Annotated in this window: 16 protein-coding genes; 9 read left to right on the plus strand and 7 right to left on the minus strand. The window is 71.9% G+C overall.

The genetic code is table 11. The features are described from left to right. Positions 1 to 13: 13 nt before the first annotated feature. The 3 genes from OG866_RS19485 to OG866_RS19495 all read right to left on the minus strand — a co-directional run bounded on the left by OG866_RS19485 (position 14) and on the right by OG866_RS19495 (position 2653). Complete coding sequence (locus OG866_RS19485; RefSeq protein WP_329336368.1) at positions 14 to 646, minus strand: AAA family ATPase; 633 nt, start codon at positions 644 to 646, stop codon at positions 14 to 16. Between the two features lie 49 nt (positions 647 to 695). After that, complete coding sequence (locus OG866_RS19490; protein WP_329336370.1) at positions 696 to 1367, minus strand: response regulator transcription factor; 672 nt, start codon at positions 1365 to 1367, stop codon at positions 696 to 698. 83 nt (positions 1368 to 1450) lie between these two features. Then, positions 1451 to 2653, minus strand: coding sequence for a sensor histidine kinase (locus OG866_RS19495; protein ID WP_329336372.1), 1203 nt, complete (start codon positions 2651 to 2653; stop codon positions 1451 to 1453). A gap of 118 nt (positions 2654 to 2771) precedes the next feature. On the opposite strand from OG866_RS19495, the gene OG866_RS19500 reads away from it, so the two are divergent. Continuing rightward, a complete protein-coding gene (locus OG866_RS19500; protein WP_329336374.1) occupies positions 2772 to 3812 on the plus strand; it encodes an SAM-dependent methyltransferase in 1041 nt (346 codons plus the stop codon). Here the strand turns inward: OG866_RS19500 and OG866_RS19505 are convergent. Further along, positions 3777 to 4928, minus strand: coding sequence for an NADH-quinone oxidoreductase subunit D (locus tag OG866_RS19505; RefSeq protein ID WP_329336375.1), 1152 nt, complete (start codon positions 4926 to 4928; stop codon positions 3777 to 3779). The two genes, OG866_RS19500 and OG866_RS19505, sit on opposite strands and share 36 nt — an antisense overlap. 31 nt (positions 4929 to 4959) lie before the next feature. On the opposite strand from OG866_RS19505, the gene OG866_RS19510 reads away from it, so the two are divergent. Both OG866_RS19510 and OG866_RS19515 read left to right on the plus strand, forming a co-directional pair. Next, positions 4960 to 5463 carry a PH domain-containing protein gene (locus OG866_RS19510; protein ID WP_329336376.1) on the plus strand — a complete coding sequence of 168 codons (504 nt, stop codon included), beginning with the start codon at positions 4960 to 4962 and terminating at the stop codon, positions 5461 to 5463. Beyond that, on the plus strand, positions 5460 to 6803 hold the full coding sequence (locus OG866_RS19515; protein ID WP_329336378.1) for a PH domain-containing protein: 1344 nt from the start codon (positions 5460 to 5462) through the stop codon (positions 6801 to 6803). The genes OG866_RS19510 and OG866_RS19515 overlap by 4 nt, the downstream gene beginning before the upstream one ends. Positions 6804 to 6939: 136 nt before the next feature. On the opposite strand, the gene OG866_RS19520 is transcribed toward OG866_RS19515, so the two are convergent. Beyond that, complete coding sequence (locus OG866_RS19520) at positions 6940 to 8424, minus strand: hypothetical protein (protein ID WP_329336379.1); 1485 nt, start codon at positions 8422 to 8424, stop codon at positions 6940 to 6942. Positions 8425 to 8557: 133 nt separating this feature from the next. Next, positions 8558 to 9685, minus strand: a complete 1128-nt coding sequence (locus OG866_RS19525; RefSeq protein WP_329336382.1) for an alpha/beta hydrolase — start codon at positions 9683 to 9685, stop codon at positions 8558 to 8560. Positions 9686 to 9918: 233 nt separating this feature from the next. Here OG866_RS19525 and OG866_RS19530 point away from each other — a divergent pair, with 233 nt between their 5' ends. From OG866_RS19530 to OG866_RS19555, 6 genes are all read left to right on the plus strand, one after another. Beyond that, complete coding sequence (locus tag OG866_RS19530) at positions 9919 to 11730, plus strand: phosphatidylglycerol lysyltransferase domain-containing protein (RefSeq protein WP_329336384.1); 1812 nt, start codon at positions 9919 to 9921, stop codon at positions 11728 to 11730. 111 nt (positions 11731 to 11841) lie between these two features. Further along, positions 11842 to 12810, plus strand: coding sequence for a dihydropteroate synthase (folP, locus tag OG866_RS19535; protein WP_329336385.1), 969 nt, complete (start codon positions 11842 to 11844; stop codon positions 12808 to 12810). After that, the gene (locus OG866_RS19540) at positions 12807 to 13313 is read left to right on the plus strand and encodes a nuclear transport factor 2 family protein (RefSeq protein WP_329336387.1); all 507 of its coding nucleotides are present in this window, start codon (positions 12807 to 12809) and stop codon (positions 13311 to 13313) included. Before folP ends, OG866_RS19540 begins: the two co-directional genes overlap by 4 nt. Positions 13314 to 13639: 326 nt before the next feature. Further along, positions 13640 to 13999 (plus strand): dihydroneopterin aldolase, encoded by a 360-nt coding sequence (gene folB, locus OG866_RS19545; protein WP_329336390.1) that lies wholly within the window; start codon positions 13640 to 13642, stop codon positions 13997 to 13999. After that, the gene (gene folK / locus OG866_RS19550) at positions 13996 to 14607 is read left to right on the plus strand and encodes a 2-amino-4-hydroxy-6-hydroxymethyldihydropteridine diphosphokinase (protein ID WP_329336391.1); all 612 of its coding nucleotides are present in this window, start codon (positions 13996 to 13998) and stop codon (positions 14605 to 14607) included. The genes folB and folK overlap by 4 nt, the downstream gene beginning before the upstream one ends. A gap of 86 nt (positions 14608 to 14693) precedes the next feature. Next, positions 14694 to 15179, plus strand: coding sequence for a DUF3180 domain-containing protein (locus OG866_RS19555; protein WP_329336392.1), 486 nt, complete (start codon positions 14694 to 14696; stop codon positions 15177 to 15179). 15 nt (positions 15180 to 15194) lie between these two features. Here the strand turns inward: OG866_RS19555 and folE are convergent, their stop codons facing one another. Further along, positions 15195 to 15800 carry a GTP cyclohydrolase I FolE gene (folE, locus tag OG866_RS19560; protein ID WP_329336393.1) on the minus strand — a complete coding sequence of 202 codons (606 nt, stop codon included), beginning with the start codon at positions 15798 to 15800 and terminating at the stop codon, positions 15195 to 15197. Positions 15801 to 15919: the final 119 nt, after the last annotated feature.

The following is a 15919-nucleotide window of genomic DNA, read 5'->3' on the forward strand; positions in this document are numbered from 1 at the left end:
TCGCCCGCGCGGCTCAGTCGAACCGGATGTGCTTCACCCCGATCCGCGCCTGCCTGAGCCGCGTCCGCAGCGCACCCTCGTTGTTCGGCCGCAGCCGCAGCCCCGCGAGGACGGCGATGCGGTCGGCCGTCTTCGGCACGGTCGAGTCGTCCGTCCACAGATGTTCGGCGAACTCGGGCTCGCGCAGCCGCTCCAGACAGTGGTCGAGCTGTTGCACGGCCCAGGTCTCGCGCCCCAGGCCGGCGTTCTTCCCGCCGACGAACTGAAGGAGGTGCCCGAAGCCGCGTTCCCGGAGCCGCTTCATGACCGTCTCGCGCTGAGCGAGGAGCGTGAAGTGGCGTACGTCGTGGCCGAGTTCGCCCAGCCGTCCCACGGTCTCGGCGAAGTAACCGGAGTTCGTGACCGTCATGGGAGCGATGACCACGCCGTCGTGTTTGGTGAGGGCCAGGTCGAGGACTTCCACGACGCCCTGCCGCCATGCGGTCAAGTCCTGGAAGTTTCCCCGCAGTTCGGGCGGCAACATGCGGCGCAGCCCGAAGCCGGCGTGCTCGGGGTCGCAGACGACGCTGCCGGGCAGACGGCGCTGGATCTCGTACGCGGTCTGGGTCTTGCCGCCACCGAAGGGGCCGTTGATCCAGAGGAGCATGCGCAGACCTTAGTGGGCGGCGGTCACGCGCGCGTCACGGTCGCCCGGTTCAGCCGTGCCCCCCGGCCCGCACCAGCCCCGTCTCGTACGCCAGGACGACCACCTGGACCCGGTCCCTGAGCCCGAGCTTGGTCAGGATGCGGCCCACATGGGTCTTCACGGTCGCCTCGGACAGCACCAGGCGGGCCGCGATCTCGCCGTTGGACAGTCCCTGGGCGACCAGCACCATGACCTCGCGCTCACGGTCGGTGAGCCGCTCCAGCTCCTTGTGCTGGGGCTCCTTGCCGGCGCTCGGCAGCATCGGCGCGAACCGGTCGAGGAGGCGGCGGGTGGTCGAGGGGGCCACCACCGCGTCGCCGCTGTGCACCGCGCGGATCGCGGCGAGGAGCTCGCCGGGCGGCACGTCCTTGAGCATGAAGCCGGACGCGCCCGCCTTCAGCCCGGAGAAGGCGTACTCGTCGAGGTCGAAGGTGGTCAGGATCAGCACCTTCGGCGGGTTCTCCTCCTGACAGATGCGCCGGGTGGTCTCCACCCCGTCCAGCTTGGGCATGCGCACGTCCATCAGCACCACGTCGACGGTCGTCGCGCGCAGCACCTGGAGGGCCTCGACGCCGTCGCCCGCCTCCGCGACGACCTCCATGTCCGGCTGGGCGGCGAGCACCATCCGGAACCCGGTGCGCAGCAGCACCTGGTCGTCGACGAGCATCACGCGGATCGTCATCGGGGCCTCTTCCGTCTCTCTACAGGGCTTCTTGGTCGGTCGGCGGGGTCGTGACAGGTGTCAACAGGGGGCGTGCGTAGGCGTCAATGCGCCGGTTTGAGCGGGAGCAGGGCGCTGATACGGAATCCTCCGCCCGGACGCGGTCCCGCATCCAGCGTGCCGCCGACCATACCGACGCGCTCGCGCATCCCGATCAGGCCGTGGCCCTGGCCGTCGGCACCGCCGTCCTCGTACAGCTCGTGCGGGGCGCCCTTGCCGTCGTCCTCGACCAGCAGACCGAGCCCGTCGTCGAAGTACACCAGGCGCACGCTCGCGCCCGCGTTGGGCCCGCCGTGCTTACGGGTGTTGGTGAGCGCCTCCTGCACGATGCGGTACGCCGTGAGCTCGACGCCGCTGGGCAGCGGGCGCGGGGTGCCCTCCACCTTGAAGTCGACGGGGAGGCCGGAGGTACGGCACTGCTCGACCAGGTCGTCGATCTGCTCGACGTCGGGCTGCGGGACGTACTCCCCGACCTCCTGGTGCTCGCCGGTGCGCAGCACGCCCAGCAGGCGGCGCATCTCGGCGAGCGCCTGGCGGCCGGTCGAGGAGATCGTCTCCAGGGCCTTCCTCGCCTGGTCGGGCGCGGCGTCGAGGACGTACGCGGCGCCGTCGGCCTGGACGACCATCACCGACACGTTGTGCGCGACCACGTCGTGGAGCTCGCGGGCGATGCGGGCGCGTTCGGCGGCGACCGCGACCTTCGCCTGCGCCTCGCGCTCCTTCTCGAGCCTGCTCGCGCGCTCCTCCAGCTGCGCGAAGTACGCGCGGCGGGTGCGTATCGAGTCGCCGAGCACCCAGGCCAGCGCGAACGGCACCGTCTGGAAGACGATGAGCGCCGCGTTGGCCAGGGCGCTCGCGTCGTGGTTCCACCACCGCAGATGCGCCACGCACGCCGCGCTCAGGCCCATGGCGAGCGCGAGCCGGGACGCCCAGCGGGCGCCGGTCGCGGCGACGGTGTAGACGATGACGAGGAACGCGAAGTCGCCCGGCGTCGTCGAGACGTCCGTCAGCAGCTGGGCGACGCCGATGGCGATGGCCAGGAGCAGCATCTTCTCCGGCATCCGCCGGCGCAGCGCGATCACCAGGCACAACAGGAGGATGACCGGGATGATCGCGGCCTCCGCGTCGGTGCCCTCGTCCGACTGCTCGGCGACTTCGAACATGACCGAGATCCCGAACAGGAAGACGGCCCAGAAGCCGTCGACCCATGTCGGGTGCCTGCGGAGGAAGTCATAGAGGCGCTGCACGTAACCCAGCGTAGGGAAGCGTGAAGTGTGCAGGGGTCAACCGGAGGGTCGATCCATGCGCCCCCGGCATACTCCCCAAGGTGGAGGCCCCGCTCCCCTGTACGCATAGTCTGGCGCCGTGACGGACGGGACGGCTGACGAGTGGCGCGGCTGGCGGGCGGCGACGGAGGCCGCCCTGTACGGCCCCGACGGCTTCTACCGCGGCCCTGAGGGCCCGGCCGGCCACTTCCGTACGTCCGTCCACGCGTCGCCGCTGTTCGCCGAGGCGGTGGCCCGGCTGCTGTGCCGGGTCGACGAGGCCCTGGAGCGGCCCGCGGCGCTCGGCTTCGTCGACATGGCGGCCGGCCGGGGCGAGCTGGTCACCGGGGTGCTCGCGGTGCTTCCCGCGGACGTCGCGGCCCGTACGCGCGCGTACGCCGTGGAGATCGCCGACCGCCCGCCCGGCCTCGACCACCGGATCGAGTGGCTGCCCGAGCCCCCGAAGGGGATCACCGGGCTGCTGTTCGCCAACGAGTGGTTGGACAACGTGCCGGTCGAGGTCGCCGAGGTGGACTCCGCGGGGGTCGCGCGGCGGGTGCTCGTACGGCGGGACGGCACCGAACGTCTCGGCGAGCCGCTCTCCGGTGCGGAGGCGCGGTGGCTGGCGCGGTGGTGGCCGCTGCCCGCCGAGGAGGGGCTGCGGGCGGAGATCGGGCTGCCCCGGGACGAGGCGTGGGCGGACGCGGTCGCGTCCGTGGGGCGGGGGCTCGCGGTGGCGGTCGACTACACGCACGCCGTGGACGCGCGCCCCCTGTTCGGGACGCTCACCGGGTTTCGCGCCGGGCGCGAGACGGCGCCCGTGCCGGACGGATCGTGCGACATCACGGCGCACGTCGCGCTGGACGCCGCGCGGGAGGCATGCGCCGCACCCAGCGGGCGCGTACTGACGCAGCGCGCGGCTCTGCGCGCCTTGGGGGTCGCAGGCGCACGCCCCCCGCTCACGCTCGCGACCACACAACCCGCGGCCTACGTCCGCGCCCTCGCGAGCGCCGGCGAAGCCGCCGAGCTCACCGCGCCCGGGGGCCTCGGTGACTTCGGCTGGCTGCTCCAGCCCGTGGGCATCGAGAGCGCGCGCCTGGGAGACCTACTTGTCGATGTCCCCGACCACGAAGAACAGTGACCCGAGGATCGCCACCATGTCCGCCACCAGCGTCCCCGGCAGCAGCTCCACGAGGGCCTGGATGTTGTTGTACGACGCCGAGCGGAGCTTGAGCCGGTACGGGGTCTTCTCGCCCTTGCTGACGAGGTAGTAGCCGTTGATGCCGAGGGGGTTCTCGGTCCACGCGTACGTGTGGCCCTCGGGCGCCTTCAGTACCTTGGGGAGCCGCTGGTTGATCGGCCCCGGCTCCAGCTCCGCGAGCCGGTCGAGGCAGGCGTCGGCGAGGTCGAGGGCGTTGTGGGTCTGCTCCAGGAGGACCTCGAAGCGGGCGAGACAGTCGCCCTCCGTCCGGGTCACCACCCTCAGGGTGTCCTGAAGCTCCCCGTAGGCGAGGTACGGCTCGTCGCGGCGCAGGTCGAAGTCGACGCCGGAGGCGCGCGCGATGGGCCCGCTCACGCCGTACGCGTGCACGGCCTGCGGGGCGAGGGCGCCCACGCCGCGTGTGCGCCCCCGGAAGATCTCGTTGCCGAGCACCAGGTCGTCGTACACGTCCATGCGGGAGCGCACGGCGGCGACGGCGGCACGCGCGCGTCCCGCCCAGCCGGCCGGGAGGTCCTCCTTGAGGCCGCCGACGCGGTTGAACATGTAGTGCATGCGCCCGCCGGAAACCTCCTCCATGACGTTCTGGAGCACCTCGCGCTCCCGGAACGCGTAGAAGACCGGCGTGATGCCGCCGAGTTCCAGGGGGTACGACCCGAGGAACATCAGGTGGTTGAGGACCCGGTTGAGCTCCGCGAGCAGGGTGCGCGTCCACACCGCGCGCGTGGGGACCTCCATGCCCAGCATGCGTTCGACGGCGAGCACCACGCCCAGCTCGTTGGAGAAGGCCGACAGCCAGTCGTGGCGGTTGGCGAGCATGATGATCTGGCGATAGTCGCGCGCCTCGAAGAGCTTCTCCGCGCCGCGGTGCATATAGCCGATCACCGGCTCCGCGTGCTGGATCCGCTCGCCGTCCAGGACGAGCCTGAGGCGCAGCACACCGTGCGTCGACGGGTGCTGGGGCCCGATGTTGAGCACCATGTCGGTGCTCTCCGCGGCGCCGCCGATACCGACCGTGGTCTCCGTCGTGGGAGTCATGGACACAGTCTCTCCTACGTACGCTGACCCTATGGAGACGGGGAGCGGGCAGGACACGGGACCGGTGGCGGGCGAGCCGGTGTGGATCGGGCTGCCCCCTGGGCTGCTGCGGATGCGTCGGCTGTTGCTGGTGGTGTGGCTGGGGCTGATCGCGCTCGCGCTGGCTCTGCTGCTCGGCGTGTTCGCGGGCCCGGTCTGGGCCGCGTGCGCGCTGCTGCCGCTCGCCGTCATCGCCTGGGGCTGGGTGATGCTCGGCCGCAACTGGGCCTCCTGGCGCTACGCCGAGCGCGCGGACGACCTGCTGATCAGCCGGGGCGTGCTGTGGCGCGAGGAGACGGTGGTGCCGTACGGGCGGATGCAGCTCGTCGAGGTCACCTCCGGTCCCGTGGAACGGCACTTCGGGCTCGCCAGCGTCCAGCTCCACACGGCCGCCGCGGCGACCGACGCCACCATCCCCGGCCTCGAACCGGCCGAGGCGGAACGGCTGCGCGACCGGCTCACCGAGCTCGGCGAGGCCCGATCGGCGGGCCTGTGACGACGCCGGGCCTCGACGACGGCGTCCCCGAGCTGCGGGCGAAGTCGCCGGTGACCGAGCGGCGGCTGCACCCCGTGACCCCGCTCAGACGGGCGTGGGCACCCGTGGCGGTGCTCATCGGGTGGGCGGTGCACGACCCCGACCAGACGCAGCGCCAACTGACCAGGCTCACGACCACGACGCTGCTGATCGCGGTCGCCGTCCTGGTCCCGGCCGCCGCCCTGTACGGCTTCCTCACCTGGTGGTACACGCACTTCGCGGTCACCGAGTCCGAACTGCGCATCCGTACCGGTCTGGTGTTCCGGCGCACCGTGCACATCCGGCTGGAACGCATCCAGGCCGTCGACGTCACCCAGCCGCTCCTCGCGCGCGTGGCGGGCGTCGCCAAACTGAAACTCGACGTCATAGGCGCCGACAAGAAGGACGAGCTCGCCTTCCTCGGGGAGCGCGAGGCGCGCACGCTCCGCGCGGAACTCCTCGCGCGCGCCGCCGGTTTCGCGCCCGAGACGGCGCACGAAGTCGGCGAGGCTCCGGCGCGCGAGCTGCTGCGCACGTCCCCGCGTGACCTCGCGATCGCCCTCGTGCTGACCGGCGCCACCTGGGGCGCGCTGGTCGCCGCCCTCGTCGTACCGCCCCTCCTGTGGTTCGCCACCCACAGCCTGTGGACGGTCCTCGCCACCGGGCTGCCCCTGCTCGGCGCGGCGGGCGCGAGCAGCGTGGGGCGGTTCGTCGGCGAGTACGACTGGACCGTGGGCGAGTCGCCCGACGGACTCCGGATCGACCACGGGCTCCTTGACCGCACGCACGAGACAGTGCCGCCGGGGCGGGTGCAGACCGTGCGGATCGTGGAGCCGCTGCTGTGGCGGCGGCGCGGCTGGGTGCGGGTGGAGCTGGACGTGGCCGGGTCGTCCAACTCGGTGCTGGTGCCGGTCGCTCCGCGCGAGGTCGCCGAGGCCGTCGTCGCGCGCGTGCTGCCCGGCGCGACGGTGCCGCCGCCGACCGCACTGTCCCGGCCGCCGCGCCGCGCCGGACGGTGCGTGCCGGTGTGGTGGCGCGGCCACGGACTCGCCGTCACGGACGCGGTGTTCGCGGCCAGGCAGGGACTCCTGAGGCGCAGCGTCGCCCTCGTGCCACACGCGAAGGTGCAGAGCGTACGGCTTGTTCAAGGCCCTTGGCGGCGCCTGTGGCGGCTCGCCGACGTCCATGTGGACACGGGGGCCGGCAAGACCGTCACCGCCCGTCTGCGGGACGCGGAGGAGGCGGCGGAGCTGCTGCGGGCGCAGGCCGAGCGCTCACGGACGGGACGCCGCGACGCGCCGCCGGACCGCTGGATGGCCTGACGACGGCACCGCCGCGCGAAAACGGCGAGGCCGCGCGGCCCCGACCGGGAACCGCGCGGCCTCGCCGCCGCGCGAAAACGGCGAGGCCGCGCGGCCCCGACCGGGAACCGCGCGGCCTCGCCGCCGGGCGACTCGCTCAGGAAACCGCGCTCCGCAGCCCCTGCACGTCGATCTGCTCCGTCTCGTCGTGCGCCGTCAGGTCGATGACCTGGCCGACACCGCGCGACTCCGCGTCGGCCGGCTTGAACTCCGCCTCGGCCTCGGCCTTGTGGAGCGCGAGCGCCTCCTGGCCGACCACGTCGGCGAGGTCCTCGTTCTGCACCGCCTCCAGCGCGGCGGACGCCTTCTGCATGCCGAAGAAGTCGAAACCGCCCTCGACCGTCGCACGCCGCACGGGCGCCGCCGGTACGACGGCCACCGCGGTCGGCGCGACGAAGTGTCCGGAGGGCTGCTGCACGGGCTGGGCCGGCTTGGCCGTCGTGGTGGGGGTGATGGCGACCGCGCGCTCGTGCCCGTCGGCCGCCACGGGCTGCCCCTGCGCCTCGTCCTCCTGCGCGGACTGCGTGGCCTCCGCTGCGGAGTCGCCGGAAGCGTGGACCTCGGCGGCGACGGGGCCGACCTGGGCCGGCACGTGCTTCGCGGGGGTGTCGCCCTTCGGACCGCCGTCACCGTCCGGCGTCCCGTCCCCCTTCGGGGAACCGTCGCCCTTGGGCCAACCCTCGCCCCGGGGAGCATCCGTGGAGGCATCCGTGGAGGCATCTGTAGACGCGTCTGTAGACGCGTCCTTGGGAGCGTCCGCAGCGGCGTCTTCGAAGGCCTCGTCGCCCTTCAGCGACGGCTCCCCCGCGTCAGCGGAGTCAGCGAAGTCGGCGTCACCGGAAACCTCGTCGCCCTTGTCGGCGGCACCCGCGCCATCCGCGTCCAGCCGCGCCAGCGCCACCTTGGCCCGCAGGAACAGCTGCGAACCCTCCGGCGAGAAGACCGCGGGCGTCTCCGGCTTGTCGTCGACCTCGGCGGCCTCGGCGCTCTCCGCGGCGTCGGCGGCCTCCACGGGCTCCGCGCTCTCGACGTCCTCATCCTCGACCGGGACAGCCACAGCCCCGGCCTCCTCGACACCGACCACGGGAACCGGCACCGGCACCGGCGGCAGCGCGCGGCTCGGCGCAGTGGCCGCTATCTCCAGGAGACGGCGGCCCTCCAGGGCGCTCGCCCGCTCGGTCTCCGCCGTGGCGTACCGGCGCAGCAGCGCGGCGTGCTCATTGCGCAGGCCCGCGAGTTCGGACCGCTTGGCCCGCAGCCGCTGCTCCAGCTTGGCGCGCAGTTCGCGCGACTCCTCAAGGTCGGTCTCCAGTTCGGCGACCCGCTCCTCGAACCGCCACTCGTCGCCGGCACGCGCGCGCGTGAGGTCGGCGACCTGCTTGCCGGCCTGCGCGTCCCAGCGGCGCATGACGGCTGCACCGACCACCGCCGTCGCCGCCGCGCTCGCGGCGATGACACGCAGCACGGCCTGTTGCGAGAACACCCAGGGGCCGAAGGCGCAGACGAGCGAGACGCCTGCGATCGCCGACGGGGGAAGCAGCCTGTGCAAGGGCGGTGAATGGCGGTGACGTCCACGTGGCATGGCCAGAAACTTACCGCGCGTAGGCGAATCGTGGTGCCCCGGCCCGTAAAAACACAGCCATCCCGAGGCTTTCACACGACATCAGGAATCAGACCGGCCACCGAATTCGACATCATCAAGATCGTTTCCGGTCTCACCGGTCGCTCAACCGCCCGCTGATCCACTGGAGGGTCGCCGGAATCTCCCGCCGCCAGGTGTTGAAGTTGTGCCCGCCGCTTTCGAGGATGATCGACGAGATGCGGGTCCGGTCGGTCTCCTTGACGCGCTCTATGAACTTCAAGGTGTCCTTGTAGTTCGACTCGCCCACCTTGCTGCTGCTGACGAGCAGTGAAGTGTCGGGCGCCGGCTCGTGCTTGAGGTACCACCACAGATCGGCGCGATTGCGGAGTTCCTCGTTCCCCTGGAAGAGATCGCCCGTGGTGGGATCGATGGGCGCCTTGTAGTACGGCGAAAGACCCGCCCCCGCGGCGTACACCTCCGGGTGGTGCATGGCGAGCTTCAGCGCGCAGTAACCGCCCGTGGAGTCGCCGATGACGCCCCAGCTGCCCGGCTTCTTCCCCACCCTGTAGTGCGCGAGTACGGCGTCCGGCAGATCCTTGGCGAAGAACGACTCCGTCTGCGGTCCGTTCGGAATGTCGACGCACTCCGTGTCCCGCGGCGGCGCCACCGTCGGCCGCAGCATCACCAGGATCATCGGCTGCATACGGCCGTCCTTGGCGAGCTCCGACGCCGTGCTCGGATAGTGGAGTTTGTCGACCAGCGCCCGCGCGGTGCCCGGATATCCGGTGAGGACCACGGCCGCCGGGAACGTCCGCGTGCGGTACTGCGGCTGGAAGTACTCCGGCGGCAGGTAGACGAACGCGGACGTCGCGATGTGCGTCGTACGGCCCACTATGTCGACCTGCTGGATCTGTCCGGCGCGCTGCGGCCGCCCACTGCCGGTCTCCTTGACCCGTCCCACGTCCGTCACCTGGAGCGGGCCGCCGGACCCGCCGTTCGCCGTATGGTCCACGACGACGCCCTGCTCGTCCTCCTGCCCGAACAGGTCGGCCCAGCTCGCGTAGAACCCGAAGGCCTGGTTGGCGCCGAGCCCGAGCGCCGCGAACAGCGCCAACTGGGTCGCGAACAGCAGGCCCACGCGCCCGCTGACGGCCCGCCAGCTGCGCCGGGCCAGCCGTGGCCACAGCCATACCGTGCCGACGAACAGAGCCACGGCCGACGCGATCGCCAGCACCAGCACGTTGTTGCCCGTGAGACCCATGGTTGCTTCCTGCCTGCGCTTTCTCCCCGTACCGGCACGCCTCCCGCGGATCTTCGCGAGGGCTTGTCCGGCCCTTTTCCCGGCCTTTGAACCGGCTTTGGAGAAGTGAGTGAACCTCTCTCCCCGAGACACCGTCCTAGAGGGCGCAATGTCGCCGGATGCCCGAAACGGGCCCGGATCCAAGGTCTCTCGCAGAACTACGGGATGCGATGTCTGTCAGGACAGATGAGGAAATGTCGGGCGGGGTTCCGAGCCGATCACCGCGCGTGCGGCGCGTACCGCGTGGCCCGCGCCCCGAGGCCGTCCCGGTCCTGGTCGCCAGAGCCTGCGCGGTGGTGGGGCTTCTGGACATCGCCGCGGGGGTGTTCCCGCGCTTCCGTCACAGCCGTATGCACACCCTGGCCGAGGTGCTGCCCGGCGCGCTCGGCCCGTTCGCCGCGGCGCTCTCCCTGAGCGCCGGCGTGCTGCTGCTCCTGCTCGCGCACGGCCTCAGGCGCCGCAAGCGGCGGGCCTGGCGGGCCGCCGTGGTGCTGCTGCCGGTCGGCGCGGTCGCGCAGTTCACGTACCGCCACTCCCCGCTGGGCGTGCTCATCTCGCTCGCCCTGCTCGCGCCGCTGCTGATCCACCGCGACCAGTTCAAGGCGCTGCCCGACCCGCGCAGCCGCTGGCGCGCGCTCGCCAACTTCGTCCTCATGGGCGCCGGTTCCCTCTTCCTCGGACTGGTCATCGTCAGCGTCCACCCCAAGACGCTGGTCGGCGACCCGAGCCTGGCCGATCGCATTACCCACGTGCTGTACGGCCTCTTCGGCTTCGAGGGCCCGGTCGACTACCAGGGCAACACCTCCTGGACCGTCGCCTTCTCCCTCGGCGCCCTGGGCCTGCTCACGGCCATCACCACGATCTACCTGGCGTTCCGCCCCGAACACCCCGCCGCGCGCCTCACAGAGGACGACGAGGCCCGTCTGCGGGCCCTGCTGGACAAGCACGGCGGCCGCGACTCCCTCGGCCACTTCGCCCTGCGCCGCGACAAGGCCGTCGTCTTCTCCCCCAGCGGCAAGGCCGCGGTGACCTACCGCGTCGTCTCCGGCGTCATGCTCGCCAGCGGTGACCCCATCGGCGACGTCGAGGCCTGGCCCGGCGCCATCGAGCGCTTCATGGACGAGGCCAGGGCCCACTCCTGGACGCCCGCCGTCATGGGCTGCTCGGAGACGGGCGGCGAGGTGTGGACCCGCGAGACCGGCCTGGACGCCCTCGAACTGGGCGACGAGGCGGTGGTGGACGTCGCGGATTTCTCCCTCGCCGGGCGCGCGATGCGCAACGTGCGCCAGATGGTCAAGCGCATCGAGCGCGCGGGGTACGAGACCCGCGTACGGCGCGTCCGTGACCTCGGCGACGCCGAGCTGGAGCGCATCCGCCGCGCCGCCGACGACTGGCGCGGCACCGACACCGAGCGCGGCTTCTCCATGGCGCTGGGCCGCATCGGCGACCTCGCCGACGGCGACTGCCTGATCGCCACCGCCCACAAGGCCGACGAACAGCCCGGAGAGTACGGCGACCTGAAGGCGATCCTGCACTTCGTGCCCTGGGGCCACGACGGCGCCTCCCTGGACCTGATGCGCCGCGACCGCTCGGCGGACCCCGGCATGAACGAACTCCTCATCGTGGCCGCGCTCCAGGCCGCCCCGAAGTTCGGCATCGCGCGCGTGTCGCTCAACTTCGCCATGTTCCGATCCGCCCTCGCGCGCGGCGAGAAGATCGGCGCGGGCCCGGTGCTGCGCGCCTGGCGCGGACTGCTGGTCTTCCTCTCCCGCTGGTTCCAGATCGAGTCCCTGTACAAGTTCAACGCCAAGTTCCAGCCCCGCTGGGAGCCCCGCTTCGTCGTCTACCGCGCCTCCGGTGACCTGCCCCGCATCGGCTTCGCCGCCATGCAGGCCGAGGGTTTCGTGAACCTCGCCCTCCCTCTGCCGCGGTTCCTGCGCCGCCGCCGGACCGCCGCACGCGCGTGCGCGCACGCGATGGCGGAAAGAGACGTACGCGCGGCATGACTCCTGGCGCCCCGGACAGGCCCGGGCGGAAGCCCCACCCCCTCTCCAGCCCGGGGGCTTCCGCTCGGGCCGCACGCCGATACGGCTCCGCGCGGGGCCTAGGCTGAACGTATGAGCAAGCAGATCGGACGCGGGCGCGTCGCCGGCCTACCGGCATGGGACCGCTGCGCGGTCATGGGAGTCGTGAACGTCACGCCCGACTCCTTCTCCGACGGCGGCCGCTGGTTCGACACGACCGCCGCCGTCAAGCACGGCCTCGCCCTCGTCGAGGAGGGCGCCGACCTGGTCGACGTCGGCGGCGAGTCGACCCGCCCCGGCGCCACCCGCGTCGACGAGGCCGAGGAGCTCAAGCGCGTCATCCCGGTCGTCCGCGGCCTCGCCTCCGAGGGCGTCACCGTCTCCGTGGACACCATGCGCGCGTCCGTCGCCGCCCGGTCCCTCGCCGCCGGCGCCGCCCTCGTCAACGACGTCAGCGGCGGCCTCGCCGACCCCGCGATGATCCCGGTCGTCGCCGAGGCGGGCGCCCCCTTCGTCGTCATGCACTGGCGCGGCTTCCTGGAGGGCGGCAACGTCAGGGGCGTCTACGCCGACGTCGTCACCGAAGTCGTCGACGAACTGCACGCACGCGTGGAGGCCGTCCTCGCCGGCGGCGTCTCCCCCGACCGCATCGTCGTCGACCCCGGTCTCGGCTTCTCCAAGGACGCCGAGCACGACCTCGTCCTGCTCGCCCACCTCGACCGCCTGCTCGCCCTCGGCCACCCGCTCCTCGTCGCCGCCTCCCGCAAGCGCTTCCTCGGCCGCGTCCTCGCCTCCGACCCGCAGGCCGCACCACCGCCCGCCCGCGAGCGCGACGCCGCCACGGCCGCCGTCTCCGCACTCGCGGCGCACGCCGGCGCATGGGCGGTGAGGGTGCACGAGGTGCGCGCGACGGCGGACGCGGTACGGGTCGCGCGCGCCGTGGAGGGGGCGCGGACCGCTACCTTCACGCCCCGGGCCGACTCCCCCGGAAGCACCCCCGAGACCACCCCCAGGACCACCCCCGAGAGCACCCCTCAGCACACCCCCGAGGCCGCCTCGTGAGCGCCCCCCACACCGATGTCGAGCAGGTGGAAGCCGCCAACACCGCGTTCTACGAGACCCTGGAGCGCGGCGACTTCGAAGAGCTCTCCGGGCTCTGGCTCACCCCGGCCGACCTCGGGGTCGACGAGGAGTACCACGACCCGGCCGACGCCGGCGTGATCTCCTGCGTGCACCCCGGCTGGCCCGTGCTCACCGGCCGCGGCGAGGTCCTCAGGTCGTACGCGCTGATCATGGCGAACACCGACTACATCCAGTTCTTCCTCACCGACGTCCATGTCTCCGTCACCGGCGACACCGCCCTCGTGAACTGCACCGAGAACATCCTCAGCGGCGGTCCCGCCCCCGACGGCGAGGACGGCGAACTCGGCCCGCTCGTGGGCCAGCTCGTGGTCGCCACCAACGTGTTCCGGCGCACGCCCGGCGGCTGGAAGCTCTGGTCCCACCACGCCTCCCCGGTTCTGGCCGAAAAGGACGAGCCCGAAGGGGACGACACCCCGTCCTGAGTGGGTAGGCGCACCCCAAGGCCCTCTGGACCGAAACCGGACCGGAACCGGACCAGGACCGGACCAGGACCGGACCAGGACCGGACCAGGACCGGACGGCCCAAGAAGTGGTTGGAATCACGAACCCCTGGGTAGGGGCGGCTACCAACCCGTGAGCCGCCGGGTTCCCCAGGGGAAACACCCGGTGAAACCTCCTGGCCCCGGCCCGGCCCCATGCCCCCGTGGCCCGGTGCTGTCAGTGCCCGCAGGTAGATTCGTTCGAGGCCGGTGTGCCGCCCGCACCCGGTACGAACCGGCCATTACCGACGATTGCAGGAGTGATTCGCGTGGATCGTGTCGCGCTGCGCGGCCTGAAGGCCCGCGGGCACCACGGCGTGTTCCCCAGGGAGCGCGAGGAAGGCCAGACCTTCATCGTGGACCTCGTCCTGGGCCTGGACACCCGCCCGGCCGCCGCCGACGACGACCTGTCGAAGACCGCGCACTACGGCATCGTGGCGGAGGAGGTCGTGGCCGTCGTCGAGGGCGAGCCCGTCAACCTCATCGAAACGCTCGCCGAGCGCATCGCCCAGGCCTGTCTGAAGCACGAGGGCGTCCAGGAGGTCGAGGTCTGCGTCCACAAACCGGACGCACCGATCACGGTCCCCTTCGACGACGTGACGATCACCATCACCCGGAGCCGAGTATGACCGCGTCCTTCGCCACGGGTCCGAGCGACCCGACCGTCCAGCCGGTACCCGCCTCCGTCGTCCAGCAGGTGGACGCCGCCGACACCACCCTGCACAACCCCAAACGCGCCGTGATCTCCCTCGGCTCCAACCTGGGCAACCGCCTGGAGACCCTCCAGGGCGCCATCGACGCCCTGGAGGACACCCCCGGCGTCCGCGTGAAGGCCGTCTCCCCGGTGTACGAGACCGAGCCGTGGGGGGTGGAGCCGGGCAGCCAGCCGTCGTACTTCAACGCGGTGGTCGTCGTGAAGACGACGCTCCCCCCGTCCTCCCTGCTGGAGCGGGCCCACGCGGTCGAGGAGGCCTTCCACCGGGTCCGCGACGAGCGCTGGGGCGCGCGCACCCTGGACGTCGACATCGTCGCGTACGCCGACGTCGTCTCCGACGACCCGACGCTCACCCTCCCCCACCCGCGCGCCCACGAACGCGCGTTCGTCCTGGCGCCGTGGAACGACGTGGAGCCGCAGGCACAGCTCCCCGGCCTCGGCCCAGTCTCCGGCCTCCTCGCCGACATCACGCGCGACGGCGTCGAACCCCGCAAGGACCTGGAACTCCGGCTGCCCGAATAGTCGTTAAGGTCAACAGCACGAGCGTCGGGCACAAGGATCAGGGCAACCACACCGTCCCTGCCATCCGGGGGAGCTGAAGGGTCACCGTGAGAGAGCTGCGCATCAGGCTGCTGGCCGGCGTGTTCATCGTCGCCGGAGTCCTGTCCTGGGCGGGCGCCCGCCTGTGGGCCTCGATCGGGACCCTTCCCAGCGTCCCCCTGGCCGCCCCCATCGTCCTCGCCCTGATCGCCGTGGTCCTGCTGTCCACGGCGCTGTCGATCCGCGCCCGCCTCAAGGCCCAGCGCGAGCGCCGCCCCGAGGCCAAGGGCGTCGACCCCCTGATGGCCGCCCGCGCCGTCGTCTTCGGCCAGGCCAGCGCCCTGGTGGCCGCCCTGGTCTCCGGCATGTACGGCGGCACGGGCGTCTTTCTGCTGGAGTCCCTCGACGTCCCCGCCCGCCGCGACCAGGCCATCTACGCCGGCTTCTCGGTCCTGGCGGGCATCGCGGTGATAGCGGCCGCCATCTTCCTGGAGCGCGTCTGCAAGCTCCCGGAGGACGACGACAACAACACCGGGGCAACCTCGGCGGCGTGAGCCTTACCCGGCCGCCTACCGCGCCATGATCAGGCTCATCGCCTCATTACGGGTCGCGGGGTCACGAAGCTGCCCACGCACCGCGGACGTTATGGTCTTCGCCCCGGGCTTACGGACCCCTCGCATCGACATGCACATGTGCTCGCACTCGACGACGACGATCACACCCCGCGGCTCCAGGATCTCCATCAGGGAGTCGGCGATCTGCGTGGTGAGTCGTTCCTGCACCTGCGGCCGACGGGCGTAGACGTCCACGAGCCGGGCCAGCTTCGACAGCCCCGTGATCTTGCCGTCGACGGACGGGATGTACCCGACATGGGCAACTCCGACGAACGGCACAAGATGATGCTCACAGCTGCTCAGGACTTCGATGTCCTTCACGAGCACCATCTCGTCATGCCCCAGGTCGAACGTCGTCGTCAGCACGTCCTCGGGCTTCTGCCACAGCCCCGCGAAGATCTCCCTGTACGCCCGAGCCACCCGCCCCGGGGTCTCCTTCAGCCCCTCCCGGTCCGGGTCCTCGCCGACCGCGATCAGCAGTTCGCGAATGGCGTTCTCGGCGCGCTTCTCGTCGAACTCGCCGATGGAGCCTTCGCCGTCCAGCGTCACGGGGTCGGTCATCTGGTGCCTCGTTCCTCGGTGTCCCTGCCTGCACGGCTGAAAAACGCCGCACCCCCCAGGCTAGAACCTGGGGGGCGCGGCATCCATCCCGGGCCTGGTGAGGACACCGAGGCGTAGGA

Source organism: Streptomyces sp. NBC_00663 (assembly GCF_036226885.1).
Classification (GTDB): domain Bacteria; phylum Actinomycetota; class Actinomycetes; order Streptomycetales; family Streptomycetaceae; genus Streptomyces.

Bases quoted from the DNA above. Each gene is read 5' to 3' on its own strand.
- folP (WP_329336385.1), top strand. From the start codon at position 11,842: ATGAGCAAGCAGATCGGACGCGGGCGCGTCGCCGGCCTACCGGCATGG.
- folK (WP_329336391.1), top strand. From the start codon at position 13,996: ATGACCGCGTCCTTCGCCACGGGTCCGAGCGACCCGACCGTCCAGCCG.
- OG866_RS19485 (WP_329336368.1), bottom strand. From the start codon at position 646: ATGCTCCTCTGGATCAACGGCCCCTTCGGTGGCGGCAAGACCCAGACC.
- OG866_RS19505 (WP_329336375.1), bottom strand. From the start codon at position 4,928: ATGACTCCCACGACGGAGACCACGGTCGGTATCGGCGGCGCCGCGGAG.
- OG866_RS19490 (WP_329336370.1), bottom strand. From the start codon at position 1,367: ATGACGATCCGCGTGATGCTCGTCGACGACCAGGTGCTGCTGCGCACC.
- OG866_RS19525 (WP_329336382.1), bottom strand. From the start codon at position 9,685: ATGGGTCTCACGGGCAACAACGTGCTGGTGCTGGCGATCGCGTCGGCC.
- folE (WP_329336393.1), bottom strand. From the start codon at position 15,800: ATGACCGACCCCGTGACGCTGGACGGCGAAGGCTCCATCGGCGAGTTC.
- OG866_RS19530 (WP_329336384.1), top strand. From the start codon at position 9,919: ATGTCGGGCGGGGTTCCGAGCCGATCACCGCGCGTGCGGCGCGTACCG.
- OG866_RS19510 (WP_329336376.1), top strand. From the start codon at position 4,960: ATGGAGACGGGGAGCGGGCAGGACACGGGACCGGTGGCGGGCGAGCCG.
- OG866_RS19520 (WP_329336379.1), bottom strand. From the start codon at position 8,424: ATGCCACGTGGACGTCACCGCCATTCACCGCCCTTGCACAGGCTGCTT.